Consider the following 17,854-nt stretch of genomic DNA (forward strand, 5'->3'; position numbering starts at 1 on the left):
CACCCATTCAGGATACTTGCGTGGGTGGCCGGGCGGGGGAGCGGGCCGGTGCCGCACGAACCTCGCCGGTGGCGAGGTTCAGATCAATGCTCCAGCACGATCGGGCGCGGCGTGCCCGGCGGGTGCAGGCGGCGGAACAGTTTCCCCTTTTCGCTGAACAGCACCAGCAGCAGGCTGAGCACGCCTGCTGACAGCAGCGCGAGCGCCAGCGGATGCGCCGTGCCGTCGTAGGCCTGGCCGACGAAGATCCCGATGACCGAGCCGATCACCATGCGCAGGAAGGCGTGCATCGAATTGGCGCTCCCTGCCGTGCGTTCGAACGGCTGCAGCGCGATCGAGCCGAAGTTCGCGCCGATGAAGCCGATCAGGATCATGTTCGTGATCATCAGCGGCATGAACTGCCACAGCGTCTGCCCTTCCAGACTCGAGGAGAAGGTCTGCAGCGCGCTGACGAGGATGAACGCGATTACCGCCGTGTGCGAGACGCGGCGCGCGCCGAAGCGCTCGACGATGCGCGAGTTGGAGAAGCTGGCGCAGGCCATCATCAGCGCCGAAAAGCCGAACAGCACGGGGAACATCTTGCCCGCGCCGAAGTGTTCGCCGACGAGCTGCTGCGAGGAGTTCACATAGCCGATCATCGCCCCGAAAGTGAGCGAACCGCCCAGCACGTAGCCGATGGCCGAGCGGTTGGTGGCAGCGTGCCCCATGTTCTTCGCGATCGTCATCGGGCGGATCGCCTGGCGATATTCGGGGTGCAGCGTCTCAGGCAGGCGGATATACAGCCATGCCGCCATGCCCGTGGCCAGAACGGCCAGCAGCACGAAGATCCAGCGCCACCCGGCAAACAGCAGCACGACCTGCCCAATGCTCGGCGCAAGCATCGGCACGACCATGAAGATCACCGAGATGATCGACATCTGCTTGGCCATCTGATCGCCCGAGAAGCGATCGCGGATGATGGCACCGGGCAGAACGGCAAGCCCGCCGCAGCCGATCGCTTGCCCCACGCGCATCGCCAGCATGCCGTCGAACGAAGTGACGAGCGCGCAGGCCAGCGAAAACAGGATGTAGATCGCCATGCAGGTCAGCAGGACCGGGCGGCGGCCATAGCGATCCGCCAGCGAACCCGGGAGCAGTGAGGCAAAGCCCGAGGCGAGCAGGAACGTGCCGACCACCAGCTGGCGGCGGTTGGGATCGGCAACGCCAAGATCCGTCGCAATGTCGCCAAGCGCGGGCAGCATGGCATCGACGGCGAGCGCCTGCATCGCCATGACGAGCGCCATCATCGCGATGGTCTCGCGCTCGCCCATCGTGCGCGGCGCGCGCAGGGTGTTGGAATCGTTAGCGGGCATAATCACCCTTTGAACGAGAATGGCTTCAAATCCCATCCCCCAAAACCGGGTTTATGTTGCAATGCGAAACGGAGTATCGTGGGCACATGGAATTTGCGCGAGACCAGGACGAGCCTGACCGTCAGGCGATTGCCTTGCGCAAGATCATCCATGTCGACATGGACGCCTTCTTCGCCAGCGTCGAGCAGCGCGACGATCCCTCGATCCGGGGCCTGCCCGTGGCGGTCGGCGGATCATCGGGGCGCGGCGTGGTGGCTGCGGCGAGTTACGAGGCGCGCAAATTCGGGGTGCGTTCGGCCATGCCCTCGGCCCGTGCGGTGCAATTGTGTCCGGACCTGATCTTCAGGAAACCGCGCTTCGATGTCTACAAGGCAGTGTCGCAGCAGATCCGCAGCGTTTTCCTGCACTTCACGCCGCACGTCGAGCCGCTCTCCCTTGACGAGGCCTACCTCGACGTGACCGATGATGTGCGCGGGATCGGTTCGGCCACGCGTATCGCCGAGCTGATCCGCCAGCGCATCAGGGCCGAGACCGGCCTTACGGCAAGCGCCGGGGTGTCCTACAACAAGTTCCTCGCCAAGCTCGCCAGCGACCAGAACAAGCCCGATGGCCTCTGCGTGATCCGTCCGGGCGAAGGGGCGCAGTTCGTCGGCTCGCTTCCGGTGCGGCGCTTCCATGGCATCGGGCCGCGCGGCGCTGAGAAGATGGCCAGGCTGGGCATAGAGACCGGCGCTCACTTGAGGGCCAAGGACCTGGCTTTCCTGCGCGCCAACTTCGGGAGTTCGGCAGACTATCTCTATCGCGCGGCACGGGGGATCGACCTCAGGCAGGTCAAGGCAGACCGGCCGCGCAAGTCGGTCGGCGGCGAGCGGACGTTCGAGCGGGACATCTCCTCCGGCCCCGCGCTGCGCGAGACACTGGAGCGGATCATCGAGATCGTGTGGGAGCGGATCGCGCGCAGCGGGGCAACCGGGCGAACGATAACGCTCAAGATGAAGTTCAACGATTTCACCCCCTGCACGCGCGCCAGGTCCCTGCCGCGCCCGATCGCAGGGAAGGAGGAGTTTGCCGCACTCGCCCGCGACCTGCTCGATGCGCAATTGCCGCTGCCCAAGCCGATCCGGCTGATGGGGCTGACGCTCTCGGCGCTGGAAGGCGAAGAGGCCGAGGACGGCGACGAGGGCGCCGCAGCGCCGGTGCTTCAGGCCGAACTGCCGTTCTGATCGGCCAGCCAGCGCGCAACCATCTCTCGCACCGGGCCGCTGGTGTTTGCCGGGAGCGCCTCGGCCGCAAAGAAACGTGCTTCCTCGATCTCGCGGTCATCGGCGGCGGGCAGGTCCCCTGTCGTCCCGACGACGAGTTCGATCGCATTGGTCCAGCCCTTGCGGTCCAGCACCACCGTGCCAAGGTGACGCGGCGCATCAAGGATGCAGCCGGTCTCCTCCAACAGTTCGCGTGAGGCTGTCACTTCCGGGCGCTCGTCACGGCCCAGCCCTCCGCCTGGCAGCATCCACGTGTCGCGCGCGTGGTAGCTGTGCCGGACGAGCAGCACTTCGCCTGCGGCATTGACAGCGATCACGTTGCAGCCGCGCACGCGCTTGCGCGTGATGCGCCAGTACCACAGCCGCGCGGCATGGGCAGTGCGCAGCAGGGTGCGGTGGAGCGGGCCGGGAAGGAAGTGCAGCACCAGCCCATTGTGAGGCCGGTGCTGCCGGTTGTCACCCCGGTTACGCCGCCTTCCAGCGCAGCGGCAGCGCCTTGAACCCGCCGACGAAGGTTGAATTCACGCGGCGCGGGCTTCCCGCCAGTTCGAGGCTCTCCACCCGGTCGAGCAGCACATCGAGCAGGATGCGCATTTCCAGGCGGGCGAGGTGCAGGCCGAGGCACTGGTGGGACCCCGCACCGAACGCAGCGTGCCGGTTGGCCGGGCGCGTCGCGTCGAACTTGCGCGGTTCCGGGAACTGGGCGGGGTCGTGATTGGCCGCGACGTAGTTCAGCATCAGCCAGTCACCTTCGGCGATCTGCTGGCCGCCAAGTTCGGTGTCGCGTGCGGCGGTGCGCATGAAGTGCTGCACTGGCGTAGTCCAGCGGATCGCCTCTTCCACGATGCCCGGCAGCAGGCTGCGGTCGGCCTTGGCGCGGGCAAACAGGTCAGGGTCGCGGGCAAGGGCAAGCACGGCTCCTGCAGAGGAGGCCGAGGTGGTGTCGTGCCCGGCGCTGGCGACGATGATGTAATAGCCCGCCGTATCGCGATCGCTCATCGGTTCGCCATCGATCACGGCATTGGCGATCACGGTGGCAACGTCCTCCCCGGGGTTCCGGCGGCGCTCGGCAGCAAGCCCGGCAAAGTAGCGCTCGAACTCGGCCACGGCGCCGGCGACGATCTGCGAAATCTGTTCGGGCGGCAGGTCCTTGATGCCGGACTTGTTCATGTCCTCGTCCTGCCCGCCGAACATCTGCTGGGTCAGGAACAGCATCTTCGGCTCGTCCTCCGGCGGCACGCCGAGGATCTGCATGACAACGTGGAGCGGATAGGGCGCAGCGACCAGCGGGATGAAATCGCCTTCCTCGCCCGCCGCCAGCATCCGGTCGATCGATTCGTTGGCGATCTTGCGGATCTCGCCATCAAGCTTCGACAGGTTCTTGGGCATGAACCAGTCCTGCGTCAGGCGGCGCAGCTTCGGGTGCTTGGGCGCGTCCATGGCGACGAGCGAATCCACCAGATGCGGGCTCCCGCCGGTGATCGAGCGGGCCAGCATGTCTCCGACGCGCAGGGTGAAGACGGCCGACTTGGGCCGGTTGAGGAAAGTCGCGTTGTCCTTGCTGACCTTCATCACTTCGTCGAAGCCCGAAACCAGCCAGAACGGCTCGTGCTCGTCTTGCGGCGCGACGACCCGGGCCACGGGCGCCTTGGCGCGAAGGGCATCGAACTGGTCGAGCAACGGGTCCCACGTGCCGTAGGACTTGGGGTCGATGACGGCGCGGCCCACTTCGGCCGGAACCACTGGAACGCTTGCCATTGTCCTGTCCTCCCTCAGACCGTGGCCGCTTGCGCGGCTTCGTAGGCCTGCTTGTATTCGTCGCGGAGCAGGCGCTTGAACAGCTTGCCGGTGGGTTCGCGGGGCAGCTCCTCGCGGAAGTCGATCTGGCGCGGCATCTTCACGCGCGAAAGCTGCGGGTTCAGCCACTCGGTCAGCTCGGCTGCAAGTGCCGGACCAGCCTCGGCCATGTCGCGCGGCTGGACGACCGCAACGACTTTCTCGCCCATGTCGGGATCGGGCGCGCCGATCACGGCGACGTCGGCCACCTTGGGATGGGTGACGAGCAGGTTCTCGATCTCCTGCGGGTAGATGTTCACTCCACCCGAAATGATCATGAAGCTCTTGCGGTCGGTCAGGAAGAGGTAGCCGTCCTCGTCGACCCAGCCCACATCGCCAAGGCTGGTCCAGCCGTGCTTGTTGGTGGCGTCGCGCGTCTTGTCGGGGTCGTTGTGGTAGGTAAAGGCATTGCCGCCTTCGAAGAACACCTGGCCTTCGGTGCGCGGCGGAACCTCGTCGCCCTCCTCGTTGCAGATGCGGATCGTGCCAAGAATCGCGCGACCGACCGAGCCGGGACGCTGCAGCCAGTCCTCGCTGGCGATGAAGGTGAAGCCGTTGCCTTCGGTGCCGGCGTAGTATTCGCGCAAGGCCGGCCCCCACCACGCGATCATCGCCTGCTTTACCGGCACCGGGCAGGGCGCAGCGGCATGGATCGCGCACTTGAGGCTGGAGATATCGTACTTCGTGCGGACGTCATCGGGCAGCTTGAGCATGCGCACGAAGTGCGTCGGCACCCACTGGCTGTCGGTGACCTTGTACTTCTCGATCAGTTCGAGGGCATACTCGGGATCGAACTTCTCCATCGCGACCACGGTGCCGCCCATGCGGTGAATGGTCATCGACCAGCGCAATGGCGCGGCGTGGTAGAGCGGAGCGGGCGAGAGATAGACCGCATCGCCGGTGATGCCGAAAGCCTGGTTCGCAATGCCGATCAGCGAATTGACCGCGCCGATCTCGGGGTCTTCGGGAAGCGGAATGCGCACGCCCTTGGGCTTGCCCGTGGTGCCCGAGGAATAGAGCATGTCGCAGCCGGCGCGCTCGTCCGCGATGGGCGTGGCAGGCTGCGCCGCCAGCGCGGCGTCGAGTGAAAGGGGGCCTTCGGTATCGAAGCGCAATTGCGGCACCTCAGGGGCCAGCTTTGCCACTTCGTCGAGCACCGGGGCGGTGTATGCCGAACCGATCAGCAGGCGGCTGCCACTGTCCTGCGCGATATAGGCGATCTCAGGCGCGGCTAGGCGGCACGAGACGGCGACGTAGACGAGGCCAGCCCGCTGCGCGCCCCAGGCCAGAGCGAAGAAATCGGCCCGATTTTCAAGGCACAGTGCGATCGTATCGCCGATCTGGAGCCCGTGCGAGCGCAGCAGCTGCGCGAACTGGTTCGATTTGGCCTCGAGCTGCGCATAGGTGACCACCTCGCCGCTGCCGCCCATGATCACAGCGGCGCGATCGGGATTGCGGGCGGCATGATACTTGGGGTGGAAATGCACCGGCCTTGTCCTCTCGCAACTGGCGGACTCAGGCCGCCATTTGCGAGGAAGCTTAACCGATCAGTTAAGGGGTGCAACCGGGATTTGCGAGTCCGGTTGCACCACCTTGCTGCAATTCTTGCCCGATCCTTTCACAGCGGAATCATCCGCTAAGGCCGTTACTGCGGCGCGGGCAGGACGCGGTCGATCGGATAGATCACGCCATTGCGGGCAACGATCGGTTCGCCGACCAGTCTGGGCGCGTCGTCTCCGCTGCCGAGGCGGATGGTGTCGCCGCTGCGGGTGAGCGTGAGAGGCTGCCCGCCGAGACTGGCGAGGCGCACCGTGCCGTTGGCGCGCTCGATACCCTGCTCCAGATCGGCCCGCGCGACATAGCCCGGCGAGAGGTGCTGGCTGACGAGAGCGAGGAGTTGCACCTTGCCGTCCTCGCTTTCCAGCGCCTTGCGATCGGCTTCGGGCAAGGCCTTGATCGCTTCGTTGGTCGGCGCGAACAGGGTGTAGCTGCCGACGCCCTCGAATGTCTTCTCGAGCCCTGCTGCCTTGATCAGCCGGGCCGATTCCGAAAGATCGCTGCTGTCGTCGAGAGCATCGAACAGGTCCTTGCTCGACGCCTCGGCGACTGCGCCGCTGCTCTTGGCATCTGGCACATCGCTCTTTCCGCAGCCGGCAAGGGCGAGCGCTGCGACCAGCACAGTCCCCATCATCTTATGGCGCACCATGGAAATCCCCTTCGTGTCTTCGAGTGCAGGTCAGGCGATCAGTTCGATCACGGCGCGGACCAGCTGGGTGGTCGGGTCGACTTCGTAGACGTAGCCGTCGCTATAGCGGTACCAGCTGTCGGGCGTGTCGGCGTAGCGGCCGCGCCAGTCAGGGGGTACGTTGTAGAAGCCGTAGCCGGCCGGCATCGGCTGGCCCACTACCCACGGATCACCCGTCAGCAGCGCGGCAATGCCCTCGATCACGTTGGACTGCGGATTGACCTCGAAGATGGCGTTCTGTGCGTAACGATAGTCATAGCCATCGCGGAAGCCATAGTAGCGGTCGTAATAGCTGGGTACGGCGTAGTCGCTGTACTGCGTGGGCCAGACCTGCCCGCCGAACAGGGCACCGCCAAGCAGGGGCACGATACCCGAGACCAGCCCGCCATTGCCGACGCGGTACATGTAGCCGTTGCCGTAGCGCCAGTCATAGTTGTTGCCGAGGTAGCGCACCGGGTACCAGTCACCCCAACTGCGCGAGTCCCGGATCTGGCGGGCCTGGCCCGGCGGCAGGCAGCCGTTGTTCTTCTTGGCAAGGCCGGGAGGGCAATCGCTCGCGACCGGAATCAGGAAGCGGCGGTCGTCGTAACGATAGCGGCCGTCCTGCCATTGGCGGCTCGCCACGCGGATGACGTTGCGGTCGTCCCCTCGGTCAACGCGGCCGTCGCCGCCGCGGTTGACCTGGCGTTCGACCTTATCGAAAGCCTTCGCACCGTTGTCGCGGCCCCAGTCCTTCCCGGGGTCCTTGTCATTGTTGCCGCGCATGGCCTGCTGGGGCATTTGCCGCGCGTCGTTGCCGCGGGACTTTTCCGGGCGCATTTCGGCGCGCTTGTCAGGGCCCTTCGCCCTGTCAGGACCCTTGGCCTTCTCGGGGCCTTTCTGGCCCCCGCGATCCATTTTCTCGGCCTTGGCCGGGCCGCCGCCGCCCTTGCTGTGGCCGTTTCCGTTGCCGTTCCCATTGCCTTGGGCGAGGGCCGGGGCACTGGCCGCGAAAGCGGCGATACCGGCCATGAGCATCATCTTGCGCATCGTCTTGTCTCCGAATCCGTCGGTTGAGGCAACGTGCGCCTTGTGGCTGCGGTTCCCGCAGACTAGGGCTTCAGAGATGATAGCACGCGAACTTCTCGGCACGGCTCGAGTGCCCGATGGTGAAGAGCTGAAGCTCTACAGGCACGACCGCGATTTCATGATCGTGCTCGGCCACAACGAACTGATGAGCACGCGGCAGAACGGTTCGGAGATTGCACTCGCCACGCAAAGCATCGCCCGGATTGTCAGGGCGCAGCGGCCGGCGATGCTGATCGGCGGCTATGGCATGGGCTTCACCCTTCGCGCCGCGCTGGAGAAGCTTCCGGCCGACGCGCACGTGACCGTGGCCGAACTGGTGCCCGAAATCATCCAGTGGGCCAAGGGGCCGATGGCGGAACTGGAAGCAGGCTGCCTCGGCGATCCGCGCGTGCGGCTGGTGATGACCGACGTGGCTGACGTGATCTCGGCCAATGCGCTGTCGGTGGGCGGGACCGGGTACGATGCCATCCTGCTCGATGTCGACAACGGACCTGATGGGCTGGTGCGGGCGGGCAACAACCGGCTTTACACGATGCGCGGGCTGCGCACGGCGATGGATGCACTGCGCCCCGGCGGCGTGCTGGCGATCTGGTCTGCGGCAAGGGATGCCAATTTCACCCAGCGCCTCAAGGCAGCAGGATTCAACGTCGATGAAGTGGAAGTGCGCGCCCGCACCAATGGCAAGGGTGCAAAGCACGTGATCTGGTTTGCCAGCGCTTGAGGGGTAGCCCAGGGCGAGACTGCGCACGCGAAGGCTCACGTTTCATTCACGGCGTTTATGCCGGGCAATAAATACCATTCCTTTGCTGTCTCGCCCGGCGCGGACTAGGCGTCGGGGCAAGACAGCATCGGGAGAATGACATGCGCCTCGCCACAATCGACAACGGTACTCGCGACGGGCGGCTGATCGTGGTCTCGCCGCAAGGCGATGCCTTCGCCTATGCTCCGGCCGCGACCTTGCAGGAATTGGTCGAGGGCTGGGAGGCGTTCTCGCCGGCATTGCAGGCCATCGCCGCGTTTCCCGAAGCGCTTGATGATGCAAGGCTGCTCGCACCGTTGCCCCGTGCCTGGCAGTGGCTGGATGGTTCAGCCTTCCAGAGCCATGGGGACTTGATGGACGCGGTGCTGGGGATCACCAAGCCCAAGACCGACGTGCCGCTGATGTACCAGGGCATGTCCGATACCTTCATGGCGACGGGGACCGAAGCGCGCTTCCCTTCGACCGACCTCGGCATCGATTTCGAGGGCGAGTTCGGGGTGATTGTCGATGCCGTGCCGATGGGGACAGGCGCTGCCGAGGCGATGCAGCACATCCGGCTTGTCGTTCAGATCAACGACTGGTCGTTGCGCACGCTCGCGGGGCCGGAAATGAAGACCGGCTTCGGCTGGGTCGGTGCCAAGCCAGTCTGCGCGATGGCGCCCTTCGCCGTGACGCCCGATGAACTCGGCGATGCGTGGAGGAACGGGCGCGTCTGCCTCGACCTGCTGGTCGACTGGAACGGGAAGCGCTTCGGCGCCGCCAATGGCCATGCGATGGGCTTTGGATTCCACGAACTCGTCGCCCACGCCGCGCGCACGCGCGATCTGGTGGCGGGCACGGTGATCGGATCGGGTACGGTCTCCAACGAAAACTTCCGCGAGATCGGCTCGTCCTGCATTGCCGAGCGGCGCGGAATCGAAGTGCTGGACGAAGGCGAACCCAGGACCGCATTCATGGCCTTTGGCGATACGGTGCGGATGGAAGCGGTCGATGCCTCGGGCCGCGCACCGTTCGGTGTCCTGCACCAAAGGGTCGTGCAGGCCTGACCACAACGCCCACTTGCCGTCCTTCCGATAATTGTTATAGCGCATAGCGAAATCGGAGGATGCCATGGCCGTTGTTGCGAGTCTGTCCCACGCTGCGCTTGATCGTTTCCTGCGCCCGAAGTCCGTCGCCGTCGTCGGCGCATCGGACAAGCCCGGCGCGCTTGGCGCAACGCTGCTGACCAATCTCGATCGCAACGGCTATGCCGGTGCCGTCTATCCGGTGAACCCCAAGCGTGACGAGATCATGGGCAAGCGCTGCTTCGCCTCGGTCGACGCGCTTCCCGAAGGTGTGGATGTGGCCGTGCTGGCGATCCCGCGCGCCGGCGTGCTGGATGCCGTGAAGGGCCTGGCGGAGCGCAAGTGCGGCGGCGTGGTGATCTTCTCGGCCGGCTTTGCCGAGGGCGGCGAGGAAGGCCTGGCCGAACAGCGCGAGATCGCGCGCATCGCGCATGAAGCGGGCATGGTGGTCGAAGGGCCGAACTGCCTTGGCCTGGTCAACTATGTCGATCGCATTCCGCTGACCTTCGTGGAAACCAATGCGGTGCCCCCTGCCGGCAAGCGGGCGATCGGCATCGTTTCGCAATCGGGCGCGATGGCGGCGGTGCTCGGCACGATGCTGCTCGCCCGCGATGCCGGCGTCTCCTACTCGGTCTCGACCGGGAACGAGGCAGCCAGCGGGGTCGAGGACTATGTCGATTGGCTGGTCGACCAGGACGATACGCACGTGATCGCGATGATCGTCGAACAGTTCCGCAAGCCGCAGGCGTTCCTCGCTGCGGCGCGGCGGGCGAAGGCGGCCGGCAAGCCGGTGGTCCTGCTGCACCCCGGCAAATCGAGCGCGGCGCGCGAATCCGCAGCGACGCACACCGGCGCAATGGCGGGCGACTACAAGCTGATGCGGGCCATGGTGGCACGTGCCGGCGTGATCTTTGCCGAAACGCTGGAAGAACTGGGCGACATTGCCGAGATCGCGGTGCGCTGTCCGGCGCTGCCTTCGGGCAAGACCGCGGTGCTGGGCGAATCCGGGGCCTTCAAGGCGCTGACGCTCGACCTCGCCGAAGAGCTCGACCTTCCGCTGGCCGATCTGCACGACGAGGATTCGCCACTGCTGCGCGCGGCCCTGCCGCCGTTCGTGCCGGTGTCCAATCCGCTCGACATCACCGCGCAGGGTCTGTCCGAGCCGGCTATCTACACCCGCTGCGTCGAGGCCCTGCTGGACGACGACCGCGTCGGCACGGTCTTCGCCGGGATCATCCAGGCCGAACCGATCACCTGCAAGATCAAGTTCCCGCCGATCCTCGCCGCTGTGGAAGGCAAGACGCTCACCAAGCCGGTGATCTTCGCCGGGCTCGACGAAGGCGCCGAGGTTCCGGCCGAGCGCATCGCCGCGCTGCGGGCGGCCGGCATTCCGTGGTTCCCCACCACCGAACGCGCACTGCGTGCCGTGACCCGGCTGACGCACTGGTCCGCTCAGGACCTTTCCGCCAACGACCTTCCGGCAACACCGCTGCCCGGCCTTGCCGATGTCCACGGCGTGATCCCGGAATACAAGTCGAAGGAACTGCTCGGCCCGCTGGGCGTGAGCTTCCCCAAGGGCGGCTTTGCCGACAGCGCCGATGCCGCGGTAGCGGCTGCCGATGCCGTCGGCTACCCGGTGGCGATGAAGGCGCAGGCCGCAGCGCTTGGGCACAAGAGCGATGCCGGCGGCGTGATTCTCAACCTTGCCGATGCCGCTGCCGTGCGCGAGGCGTGGGACCGCATCCATGCCAACGTCGCAGCCTACTCCGCGTCGATCCGCTTGGATGGCGTGTTGATCGAAGCGATGGGCAAGCGCGGCATGGAGATGATCGTCGGTGCCAAGAACGATCCCGAATGGGGTCCGGTCGTGCTCGCAGGTTTCGGCGGCGTGACCGCGGAGATCCTGCAGGACGTGCGCCTGCTGACTGCAGACCTGACGCAGGCTGCGGTCGAGGCCGAACTGATGAAGCTCAAGAGCTCAGCGCTGCTCAGCGGCTATCGCGGTTCACCCGCGCTGGACGTTCCGGCGCTCGCGGCCCTGATCGTAAAGGTTGGCCAGGTCCTGCGCGCCGAACCCTCGATCCGCGAGATCGACCTCAACCCGGTGATCCTGCACCCCAAGGGTGAGGGCGTGGTAGCACTCGACGCGCTGATGCTGGTGGAATGAGTAGGCGCGATGTGGTCGCCGGAGTTTCAGACTCCGGCCCACTCAAGGCCGTTGGGTAAAGCCAAGGCCGAGTAATCGACTTGCAGCACCCGGCGATGCATCGGCTGGGTGGCAGCGTCTGACGCGTGAAGAATGAGTGTCGAATAAAGCCAGACGTCTCCCCTCTCGGCGAGGCACGTCAGGATTTGGCTTTGCTCGACGATCGCAGCCACTTGCCGTTCCGGGATTCGACCAAGCCGATGTGATCCGGAAGCGACCAGCAACGGCGCATTGGTTTCCGGCACGGCATCCAGATGAATGCGCAGCGTGACCATGTCCCGCAAGATGCTTTCAGGCGGGGCGACGTGAACCATGCCCTGCTTGTTGGTCCAAGGACCGAAGCCGGGCGTCTCGATTCTCTCGGCCACACAAATCGTTCGGTCCTGATGCCAGCCCAAGGCCCAGTTCGTCCGTTCGCTCTTGTCGAAGAGGAGTGCGCGGACAGGTTGGGCATGCGCTCCAAGCGCGTGACATGCCGCTTGTCCTATCAAACTCCGATGATCGAGCAGTGGCCGCAGGCCAGGTTGTCCGTTCAGTCGCAGTCCTGCGCGCTCGGTCGGTAGATCGCAGACCACAGCCTCTATCGCTGACAGTAACGGCAGAGCCAGTTGCGGCAGTCTTACCGCGCCTGTCAGCTGCAGTTCTTCCAGATCAAACACGGCAGTTCAGTGCCCTGGAAAATCCATCAGCGCCTCTACCGTCAGCCCGGCGTCGCGCAGGCGGGCGGCGCCGTGGAGGTCGGGAAGGTCTATCACGAAGAGCGCGTGAGTGACGTGCGCGCCTGCCGTGCGCAGGAGTTCCGTTGCCGCAAGGGCAGTACCGCCCGTGGCGATCAGGTCATCTATGATGAGCACGCGCTGGCCTGCGGGAATGGCCGTAGGATCGATCTCCAGCCGGTCGCGCCCGTATTCGAGCGCATAGTCGATGCCGATGGTCTTGACCGGCAGCTTGCCGGGCTTGCGCACCGGCACGAAACCGAGGCCCATGTGCGCCGCTACCGCAGCACCGAAGATGAATCCGCGTGCCTCCATCCCGGCGATTGCCTCGGCACCGGCGTCCTGCGCCATCCGCGCCAGGTGGCCGATGCTGGCGGCAAGCCCGGTCCCGTGCGAGATCAGCGTGGTGATATCGCGGAACAGGATGCCGGGTGCGGGAAAGTCCGGCACGGTGCGGACAAGGGCCTTGAGCTCTTCGGGTGTCATGCCTCCAGCCTAGCCGCCATGCAGGTCAAAAGGAAAGGCCGAGAACCTGCCCGAGGTCGGCCAGGGCCTGTTCGCCGCTGGTCACCTTGATCGCCTGCATCCCCAGCGCGGCGGCCGGTTTGCAGTTGATGCCGAGGTCATCGAGGTAGACGCATTGCGCCGGGGCGAGGCCCAGCGTCTCGCACATCATCAGGTAGATGCGCGGATCTGGCTTGCGCACGCCCGCCTTGCTGCTTTCGATGACGTGTTCGAAGCGGGCGAAGATCTGTTCGAGCTCGTCGTGCGCGTCGGCGCTGCGGGCCATGCCGGCGCCGTGGCCGGTGGGCACGTTGTTGGTGATGCAGCCAAGCCGGTAGCCTTCTGCCTTCAGCCGATCGAGCGCCGACACCATCGCCGGACGCACCGCGCCGGCAAGGACGGCCAGGACCGACGCGCCATCAAGCTCGTGGCCAAGCGCCCGGGCCTCTTGCGCAAAGCGGCGGTCGAATTCGGCGCTGTCGATCTCGGCGCGTTCGAACAGCGCCCAGGCGTTGGTATCGCCGTTGCGGGCATTGACGGAACGGACGAAGTCCTGCGGCAGGCCCCGTTCCGCCTCGAGCCGGTTGAACGCCTCGAACGGGGAGGAGGTGATCACTCCGCCAAAATCGAAAATCACCGCTGCGTACGCCATCGTGCCTCCCTTTGTGTGGCGCGCAGCCTTAACCGATCGGTGAAATCGGACAAGGCCATCGGATTTTTCCTCCGTTTTGATGTGGATCATCGTATGTTGACGGCGGCGAAGGCAGACTTTTCCCATTGAAGGACAGGAGGATCCCGATGCGCTCCATTCTTTGCCCCGTCGAAAAGTCCGAAACCCTGAACGACCGCGTGGAAACTGCGCTGGCGCTGGCCCGCAAGACCGGAGGGCATGTCACCTTCGTGATCGCGACTCCGTTCGCGCAAATGGCGGCGTGGGAGCCGTTCGGCGGTGCCGCCATTTCCGCTGCCGCAATCAACGAAGCGCGTGAGGCCGACGAGGCGTTTGCGCGCGAGCTCGATGCCCGGCTGGCTCCGCAGGACGTCGCTTTCGACGTCGCGATAGACGACAACGGCCGGGTCGAAGCTGCAGCGGCCGCCGCGCGCTTTGCCGACCTGATCGTGGCCACGCTGGACGATCCCAGCGTCGAGGAACTGGTTCTTGGCGTGCGCAGCCCTGTGCTGGCGGTGCCACGCGGCGTGCCGATGCTCGATTTCGCGGCACCGGTGCTGATCGCCTGGGACGGCGGGCATGAATCCGCCAACGCCCTGCGCGCTGCCTTGCCGTTCCTGGCGATGGCGAAGTCGGTGCATATCCTGACCGTGCGCGAGAAGGACGATACCTTCCCGGCGGTCGATGCGGCCTGCTATCTCTCGCGCCACGGAATCCATGCCGAAGTGCATGAACAGGAGCGCAACGGTTCGATCGCCTTCACGATCGAGGAATGCGCCCGCAGTCTCGGCGCCGGCCTCGTCGTCATGGGCCTGTTCGGGCACAGCCGCCTGCGGGAACTGCTGATGGGCGGCGTGTCGCGCGAAATGCTCGACCGGTCGCAGATTCCGCTGCTGCTGGCGCATTGACGCCTGGGGCCCGGTTGCGACGCAGCCCGGGTGCGAGCCAGAATGCGGCAATGACAACGATCCGCTCGCTTCCCGCGCTCGCCCTGATGGTCACTGTCTCGCTTGCGGCCTGCTCTCCGGAGCCGGCAACCGGACCGACCGGCGTGGCGGGGGAAAGTGCAGCCGCAGTCGAAGCCGATTCCATGCCGCCTGCCGAGCCGCCTGCGCTGGTAGCAACCGAAGCGGCCGCAGTGATGCCAGCGCCGGTGCCGCCATCTTTTCGCGCCATCGGCACCGAGCCGTTCTGGTCTGCGCGGGTGGACGTGGACAAGCTCTCGTGGTCCACGCCCGAGCAGCCCGATGGACTGGTCGTTCCGGTGAAACGGCAGGATGTCGAAGGGAAGGCGATTCTCTCCGGCCAGGTCGAGGGGAGGGCGCTGGTGCTTGAAGTCAGTGCAGGGTCCTGTTCGGACGGCATGTCGGACACGGTCTATCCCTTCACCGTGACACGGCGTCTCGGCAACGACACCCAGCGTGGCTGCGCGCGCTGATGGTATCCAAATCACGCTTGTGCGCTGCACAACGACGAGTCGCACGACATGCCTGCAAACAATTGCGAACGGAACGACCTGGTATCGTTACGCTTGAAACAACTGCAAAATCCCTGTGAAACAGCGGTTTATGCGATAAATTGCAAAAACTGCAACCAATCCCGATCATTTCGCAATTGCACAATATGTGTGTGCAGTGCATACAGAACCTGCCTTTCAGGCATCCTCTCCCAAAACTTTCCGACCCGGCGGGCAACTGCCGGGTCTTTTTTGCCTGCGTTCCGGGCGGAGCGACGCTCTTCGCAACCTTCGCAGGCCTCCCGCGTTTGAAATCCTGATTGCCGGTTCCCACATCGGAACCCGTCGATAGCTCAAGGGGATTTCTTAAAGCTCATGGCAGATGCGGCAACCGAAGCCCGGACCGATGCGCGCACCGTGCGCCTTCAGGTTGCGGGTGCTCGTCAGGAAGAAAGCGGCCACGGCATTGCCCGCATCAGTCGGCATGTGATGTCGCAGCTGGGCGTGACCGAAGGCGACGTCATCGAGATCGTCGGCAAGCGCGCCACGGCGGCGCGGGTGATCCAGCCCTATCCCGAGGACGAGGGGCTGGAACTGATCCGCCTCGATGGCCTCCAGCGCGCCAACGCCGATGTCGGTTCGGGTGAGCACGTGGAAGTGCGCAAAATCGATTCGCGGCCTGCGCAGCGCGTCGTCTTCGCGCCCGCGCAAAAGGAACTGCGCCTGCAAGGACCGGCCGTGGCGCTGAAGCGCAACTTTGCCGGGCGTCCGCTGGTGACGGGCGATCTCGTGGCGACCGCCGGGCAGCAGCAGGTCAACCGCACCGACATGCCGCCACAGCTGCGCCAGATGCTCAATGCGCCTGCCTTCGCGCTGACCCAGATCCGCCTGACCGTGGTCTCGACCAGCCCGAAGGGCGTGGTCCATATCGACGAGAACACCGAGGTGGAACTGCGGCCCGAATACGAGGAGCCACGCTCGAGCCGTGCCGACGTCAATTATGACGACGTCGGCGGCATGGGCGATACCATCCGGCAACTGCGCGAGATGGTCGAACTGCCGCTGCGCTATCCCGAACTGTTCACGCGCCTGGGCGTCGATCCGCCCAAGGGCGTGTTGCTGCATGGCCCGCCGGGGACCGGCAAGACGCGTCTGGCGCGTGCCGTGGCCAATGAAAGCGATGCCTCGTTCTTCACCATCAACGGCCCCGAAATCATGGGATCGGCCTATGGCGAGAGCGAGAAGCGCCTGCGCGAGGTCTTCGAGGAAGCGACCCGCAACGCGCCCTCGATCGTGTTCATCGACGAAATCGATTCGATCGCGCCCAAGCGCAGCGAGGTTCACGGCGAGGCGGAGAAGCGGCTGGTTGCGCAGTTGCTGACGCTGATGGACGGACTGCACAGCCGGTCCAACCTTGTCGTGATCGCGGCGACCAATCGCCCCGATGCGATCGACGAAGCGCTGCGCCGGCCCGGCCGGTTCGACCGCGAGATCGTCGTCGGCGTGCCGGACGAATCCGGTCGCCGCGAGATCATCGGCATTCACACCCGCGGCATGCCGCTGGCCGAGGACGTCGATTTGCAGGAACTGGCCCGCACCACGCATGGCTTCGTCGGTGCCGACCTTGCCGCGCTGGCCCGCGAAGCGGCGATCGAGGCAGTGCGCCGGATCATGCCGCAGCTCGATTTCGAGCAGCAGACGATCCCGCAGGACGTGCTCGACAACCTGCGCGTGGAGCGCGACGACTTCCTGCAGGCATTGAAGCGCGTGCAGCCATCGGCGATGCGCGAAGTCATGGTGCAGGCGCCAACCATCGGTTGGGCCGACATCGGCGGCCTCGACGATGCGCAGGACAAGCTGCGCGAGGGCGTCGAACTGCCGCTCAAGAATCCCGAGGCCTTCCACCGCCTCGGCATTCGTCCGGCCAAGGGCTTCCTGCTCTATGGTCCGCCCGGCACCGGCAAGACGCTGCTGGCCAAGGCCGTGGCGAAGGAGGCAGAGGCCAACTTCATCGCGATCAAGTCGTCCGACCTGCTGTCAAAGTGGTACGGCGAGAGCGAGCAGCAGATTGCCCGGCTCTTTGCGCGCGCGCGCCAGGTCGCACCTTGCGTGGTGTTCATCGACGAGATTGACAGCCTCGTTCCCGCGCGTGGCAGCGGGCAGGGCGAACCGAACGTCACGGCGCGGGTGGTCAACACCATCCTTGCCGAGATGGACGGGCTGGAGGAACTGCAGTCGGTGGTGCTGATCGGCGCGACCAACCGCCCGAATCTGGTCGATCCGGCGCTCCTGCGTCCGGGCCGCTTCGACGAGCTGATCTATGTCGGCACGCCGAGCGTCGAGGGCCGCGAGCACATCCTTGGCATCCACACCCGCAACATGCCGCTGGCTGGCGATGTGGACCTTGGTCGTATCGCGCGCGAGACCGAGCGCTTTACCGGTGCCGATCTCGAAGACGTGGTGCGTCGCGCTGGCCTTAACGCCATTCGCCGTGCGGGCGGCAATGTCGATCAGGTCACCGCGGAGGACTTCGCCGGTGCACTGGAGGCGTCACGCGCGACGGTGACCGAACAGATGGAGGAAGAGTACGGCCGGATGAAGGGCGAGCTGAAGAAGCGCGCCATGAATCCGGGACCGCTTGGCTTCATCACGCCGGGAATGGTCACGCCCTTGCGCGAATCGAAGCACGGCTGACGGCAACGCGGGCGGAGAGGT

16 protein-coding genes are annotated in these 17,854 nt (G+C 65.6%); 7 read left to right on the forward strand and 9 right to left on the reverse strand.

The genetic code is table 11. The features are described 5' to 3' along the window. Window positions 1–83: 83 nt before the first annotated feature. A complete protein-coding gene (locus AC1Q5P_RS16870) occupies window positions 84–1,352 on the reverse strand; it encodes a multidrug effflux MFS transporter (RefSeq protein WP_039336505.1) in 1,269 nt (422 codons plus the stop codon). 86 nt (window positions 1,353–1,438) lie between these two features. Here AC1Q5P_RS16870 and dinB point away from each other — a divergent pair, with 86 nt between their 5' ends. Next, complete coding sequence (gene dinB, locus AC1Q5P_RS16875) at window positions 1,439–2,575, forward strand: DNA polymerase IV (protein ID WP_492519574.1); 1,137 nt, start codon at window positions 1,439–1,441, stop codon at window positions 2,573–2,575. On the opposite strand, the gene AC1Q5P_RS16880 is transcribed toward dinB, so the two are convergent. From AC1Q5P_RS16880 to AC1Q5P_RS16900, 5 genes are all read right to left on the reverse strand, one after another. Further along, window positions 2,554–3,039 carry an NUDIX domain-containing protein gene (locus tag AC1Q5P_RS16880; RefSeq protein ID WP_492519575.1) on the reverse strand — a complete coding sequence of 162 codons (486 nt, stop codon included), beginning with the start codon at window positions 3,037–3,039 and terminating at the stop codon, window positions 2,554–2,556. The genes dinB and AC1Q5P_RS16880 overlap by 22 nt on opposite strands. Window positions 3,040–3,079: 40 nt before the next feature. Beyond that, window positions 3,080–4,372, reverse strand: coding sequence for a cytochrome P450 (locus AC1Q5P_RS16885; protein WP_039336420.1), 1,293 nt, complete (start codon window positions 4,370–4,372; stop codon window positions 3,080–3,082). 14 nt (window positions 4,373–4,386) lie between these two features. Beyond that, window positions 4,387–5,937 carry an acyl-CoA synthetase gene (locus AC1Q5P_RS16890; RefSeq protein ID WP_492519576.1) on the reverse strand — a complete coding sequence of 517 codons (1,551 nt, stop codon included), beginning with the start codon at window positions 5,935–5,937 and terminating at the stop codon, window positions 4,387–4,389. Between the two features lie 158 nt (window positions 5,938–6,095). Then, window positions 6,096–6,656 carry a fasciclin domain-containing protein gene (locus tag AC1Q5P_RS16895; RefSeq protein WP_193827576.1) on the reverse strand — a complete coding sequence of 187 codons (561 nt, stop codon included), beginning with the start codon at window positions 6,654–6,656 and terminating at the stop codon, window positions 6,096–6,098. A 30-nt stretch (window positions 6,657–6,686) separates the two neighbouring features. Next, window positions 6,687–7,724, reverse strand: a complete 1,038-nt coding sequence (locus AC1Q5P_RS16900) for a hypothetical protein (RefSeq protein WP_492477322.1) — start codon at window positions 7,722–7,724, stop codon at window positions 6,687–6,689. A gap of 76 nt (window positions 7,725–7,800) precedes the next feature. Here AC1Q5P_RS16900 and AC1Q5P_RS16905 point away from each other — a divergent pair, with 76 nt between their 5' ends. The 3 genes from AC1Q5P_RS16905 (at window position 7,801) to AC1Q5P_RS16915 (ending at window position 11,754) form a co-directional block, all read left to right on the forward strand. Beyond that, a complete protein-coding gene (locus AC1Q5P_RS16905) occupies window positions 7,801–8,484 on the forward strand; it encodes a spermidine synthase (protein WP_492519577.1) in 684 nt (227 codons plus the stop codon). A 140-nt stretch (window positions 8,485–8,624) separates the two neighbouring features. Next, entirely contained in the window at window positions 8,625–9,569 is a 945-nt protein-coding gene (locus AC1Q5P_RS16910) for a fumarylacetoacetate hydrolase family protein (RefSeq protein ID WP_492519578.1), read from the forward strand. Between the two features lie 64 nt (window positions 9,570–9,633). Beyond that, on the forward strand, window positions 9,634–11,754 hold the full coding sequence (locus tag AC1Q5P_RS16915) for an acetate--CoA ligase family protein (protein WP_492519579.1): 2,121 nt from the start codon (window positions 9,634–9,636) through the stop codon (window positions 11,752–11,754). A 26-nt stretch (window positions 11,755–11,780) separates the two neighbouring features. On the opposite strand, the gene AC1Q5P_RS16920 is transcribed toward AC1Q5P_RS16915, so the two are convergent. From AC1Q5P_RS16920 to AC1Q5P_RS16930, 3 genes are read right to left on the reverse strand one after another with little or no spacing between them, the layout of a single operon-like run. After that, entirely contained in the window at window positions 11,781–12,452 is a 672-nt protein-coding gene (locus AC1Q5P_RS16920; RefSeq protein WP_492519580.1) for a phytanoyl-CoA dioxygenase family protein, read from the reverse strand. A gap of 6 nt (window positions 12,453–12,458) precedes the next feature. Further along, complete coding sequence (locus AC1Q5P_RS16925) at window positions 12,459–12,995, reverse strand: adenine phosphoribosyltransferase (RefSeq protein WP_492519581.1); 537 nt, start codon at window positions 12,993–12,995, stop codon at window positions 12,459–12,461. 25 nt (window positions 12,996–13,020) lie between these two features. Next, window positions 13,021–13,665: an HAD-IA family hydrolase gene (locus tag AC1Q5P_RS16930; RefSeq protein ID WP_492519582.1), complete on the reverse strand. Its 645-nt coding sequence runs from the start codon at window positions 13,663–13,665 to the stop codon at window positions 13,021–13,023. 146 nt (window positions 13,666–13,811) lie between these two features. Between AC1Q5P_RS16930 and AC1Q5P_RS16935 the strand changes: the two genes are divergently transcribed. The 3 genes from AC1Q5P_RS16935 (at window position 13,812) to AC1Q5P_RS16945 (ending at window position 17,833) form a co-directional block, all read left to right on the forward strand. Continuing rightward, window positions 13,812–14,591, forward strand: coding sequence for a universal stress protein (locus tag AC1Q5P_RS16935; protein ID WP_039336435.1), 780 nt, complete (start codon window positions 13,812–13,814; stop codon window positions 14,589–14,591). Between the two features lie 50 nt (window positions 14,592–14,641). Then, entirely contained in the window at window positions 14,642–15,121 is a 480-nt protein-coding gene (locus AC1Q5P_RS16940) for a COG3650 family protein (protein WP_052242580.1), read from the forward strand. Window positions 15,122–15,514: 393 nt separating this feature from the next. Beyond that, window positions 15,515–17,833 (forward strand): CDC48 family AAA ATPase, encoded by a 2,319-nt coding sequence (locus AC1Q5P_RS16945; protein ID WP_039336436.1) that lies wholly within the window; start codon window positions 15,515–15,517, stop codon window positions 17,831–17,833. Window positions 17,834–17,854: the final 21 nt, after the last annotated feature.

It is taken from the genome of Novosphingobium sp. GW835-FHT14H07 (genome assembly GCF_058793515.1).

What these genes read in the sequence shown, in the direction of transcription:
- AC1Q5P_RS16870 (WP_039336505.1), bottom strand. Translation starts at nt 1,352, where the DNA reads ATGCCCGCTAACGATTCCAACACCCTGCGCGCGCCGCGCACGATGGGC.
- dinB (WP_492519574.1), top strand. Translation starts at nt 1,439, where the DNA reads ATGGAATTTGCGCGAGACCAGGACGAGCCTGACCGTCAGGCGATTGCC.
- AC1Q5P_RS16885 (WP_039336420.1), bottom strand. Translation starts at nt 4,372, where the DNA reads ATGGCAAGCGTTCCAGTGGTTCCGGCCGAAGTGGGCCGCGCCGTCATC.
- AC1Q5P_RS16895 (WP_193827576.1), bottom strand. Translation starts at nt 6,656, where the DNA reads ATGGTGCGCCATAAGATGATGGGGACTGTGCTGGTCGCAGCGCTCGCC.
- AC1Q5P_RS16900 (WP_492477322.1), bottom strand. Translation starts at nt 7,724, where the DNA reads ATGCGCAAGATGATGCTCATGGCCGGTATCGCCGCTTTCGCGGCCAGT.
- AC1Q5P_RS16905 (WP_492519577.1), top strand. Translation starts at nt 7,801, where the DNA reads ATGATAGCACGCGAACTTCTCGGCACGGCTCGAGTGCCCGATGGTGAA.
- AC1Q5P_RS16910 (WP_492519578.1), top strand. Translation starts at nt 8,625, where the DNA reads ATGCGCCTCGCCACAATCGACAACGGTACTCGCGACGGGCGGCTGATC.
- AC1Q5P_RS16915 (WP_492519579.1), top strand. Translation starts at nt 9,634, where the DNA reads ATGGCCGTTGTTGCGAGTCTGTCCCACGCTGCGCTTGATCGTTTCCTG.
- AC1Q5P_RS16925 (WP_492519581.1), bottom strand. Translation starts at nt 12,995, where the DNA reads ATGACACCCGAAGAGCTCAAGGCCCTTGTCCGCACCGTGCCGGACTTT.
- AC1Q5P_RS16930 (WP_492519582.1), bottom strand. Translation starts at nt 13,665, where the DNA reads ATGGCGTACGCAGCGGTGATTTTCGATTTTGGCGGAGTGATCACCTCC.
- AC1Q5P_RS16935 (WP_039336435.1), top strand. Translation starts at nt 13,812, where the DNA reads ATGCGCTCCATTCTTTGCCCCGTCGAAAAGTCCGAAACCCTGAACGAC.
- AC1Q5P_RS16940 (WP_052242580.1), top strand. Translation starts at nt 14,642, where the DNA reads ATGACAACGATCCGCTCGCTTCCCGCGCTCGCCCTGATGGTCACTGTC.
- AC1Q5P_RS16945 (WP_039336436.1), top strand. Translation starts at nt 15,515, where the DNA reads ATGGCAGATGCGGCAACCGAAGCCCGGACCGATGCGCGCACCGTGCGC.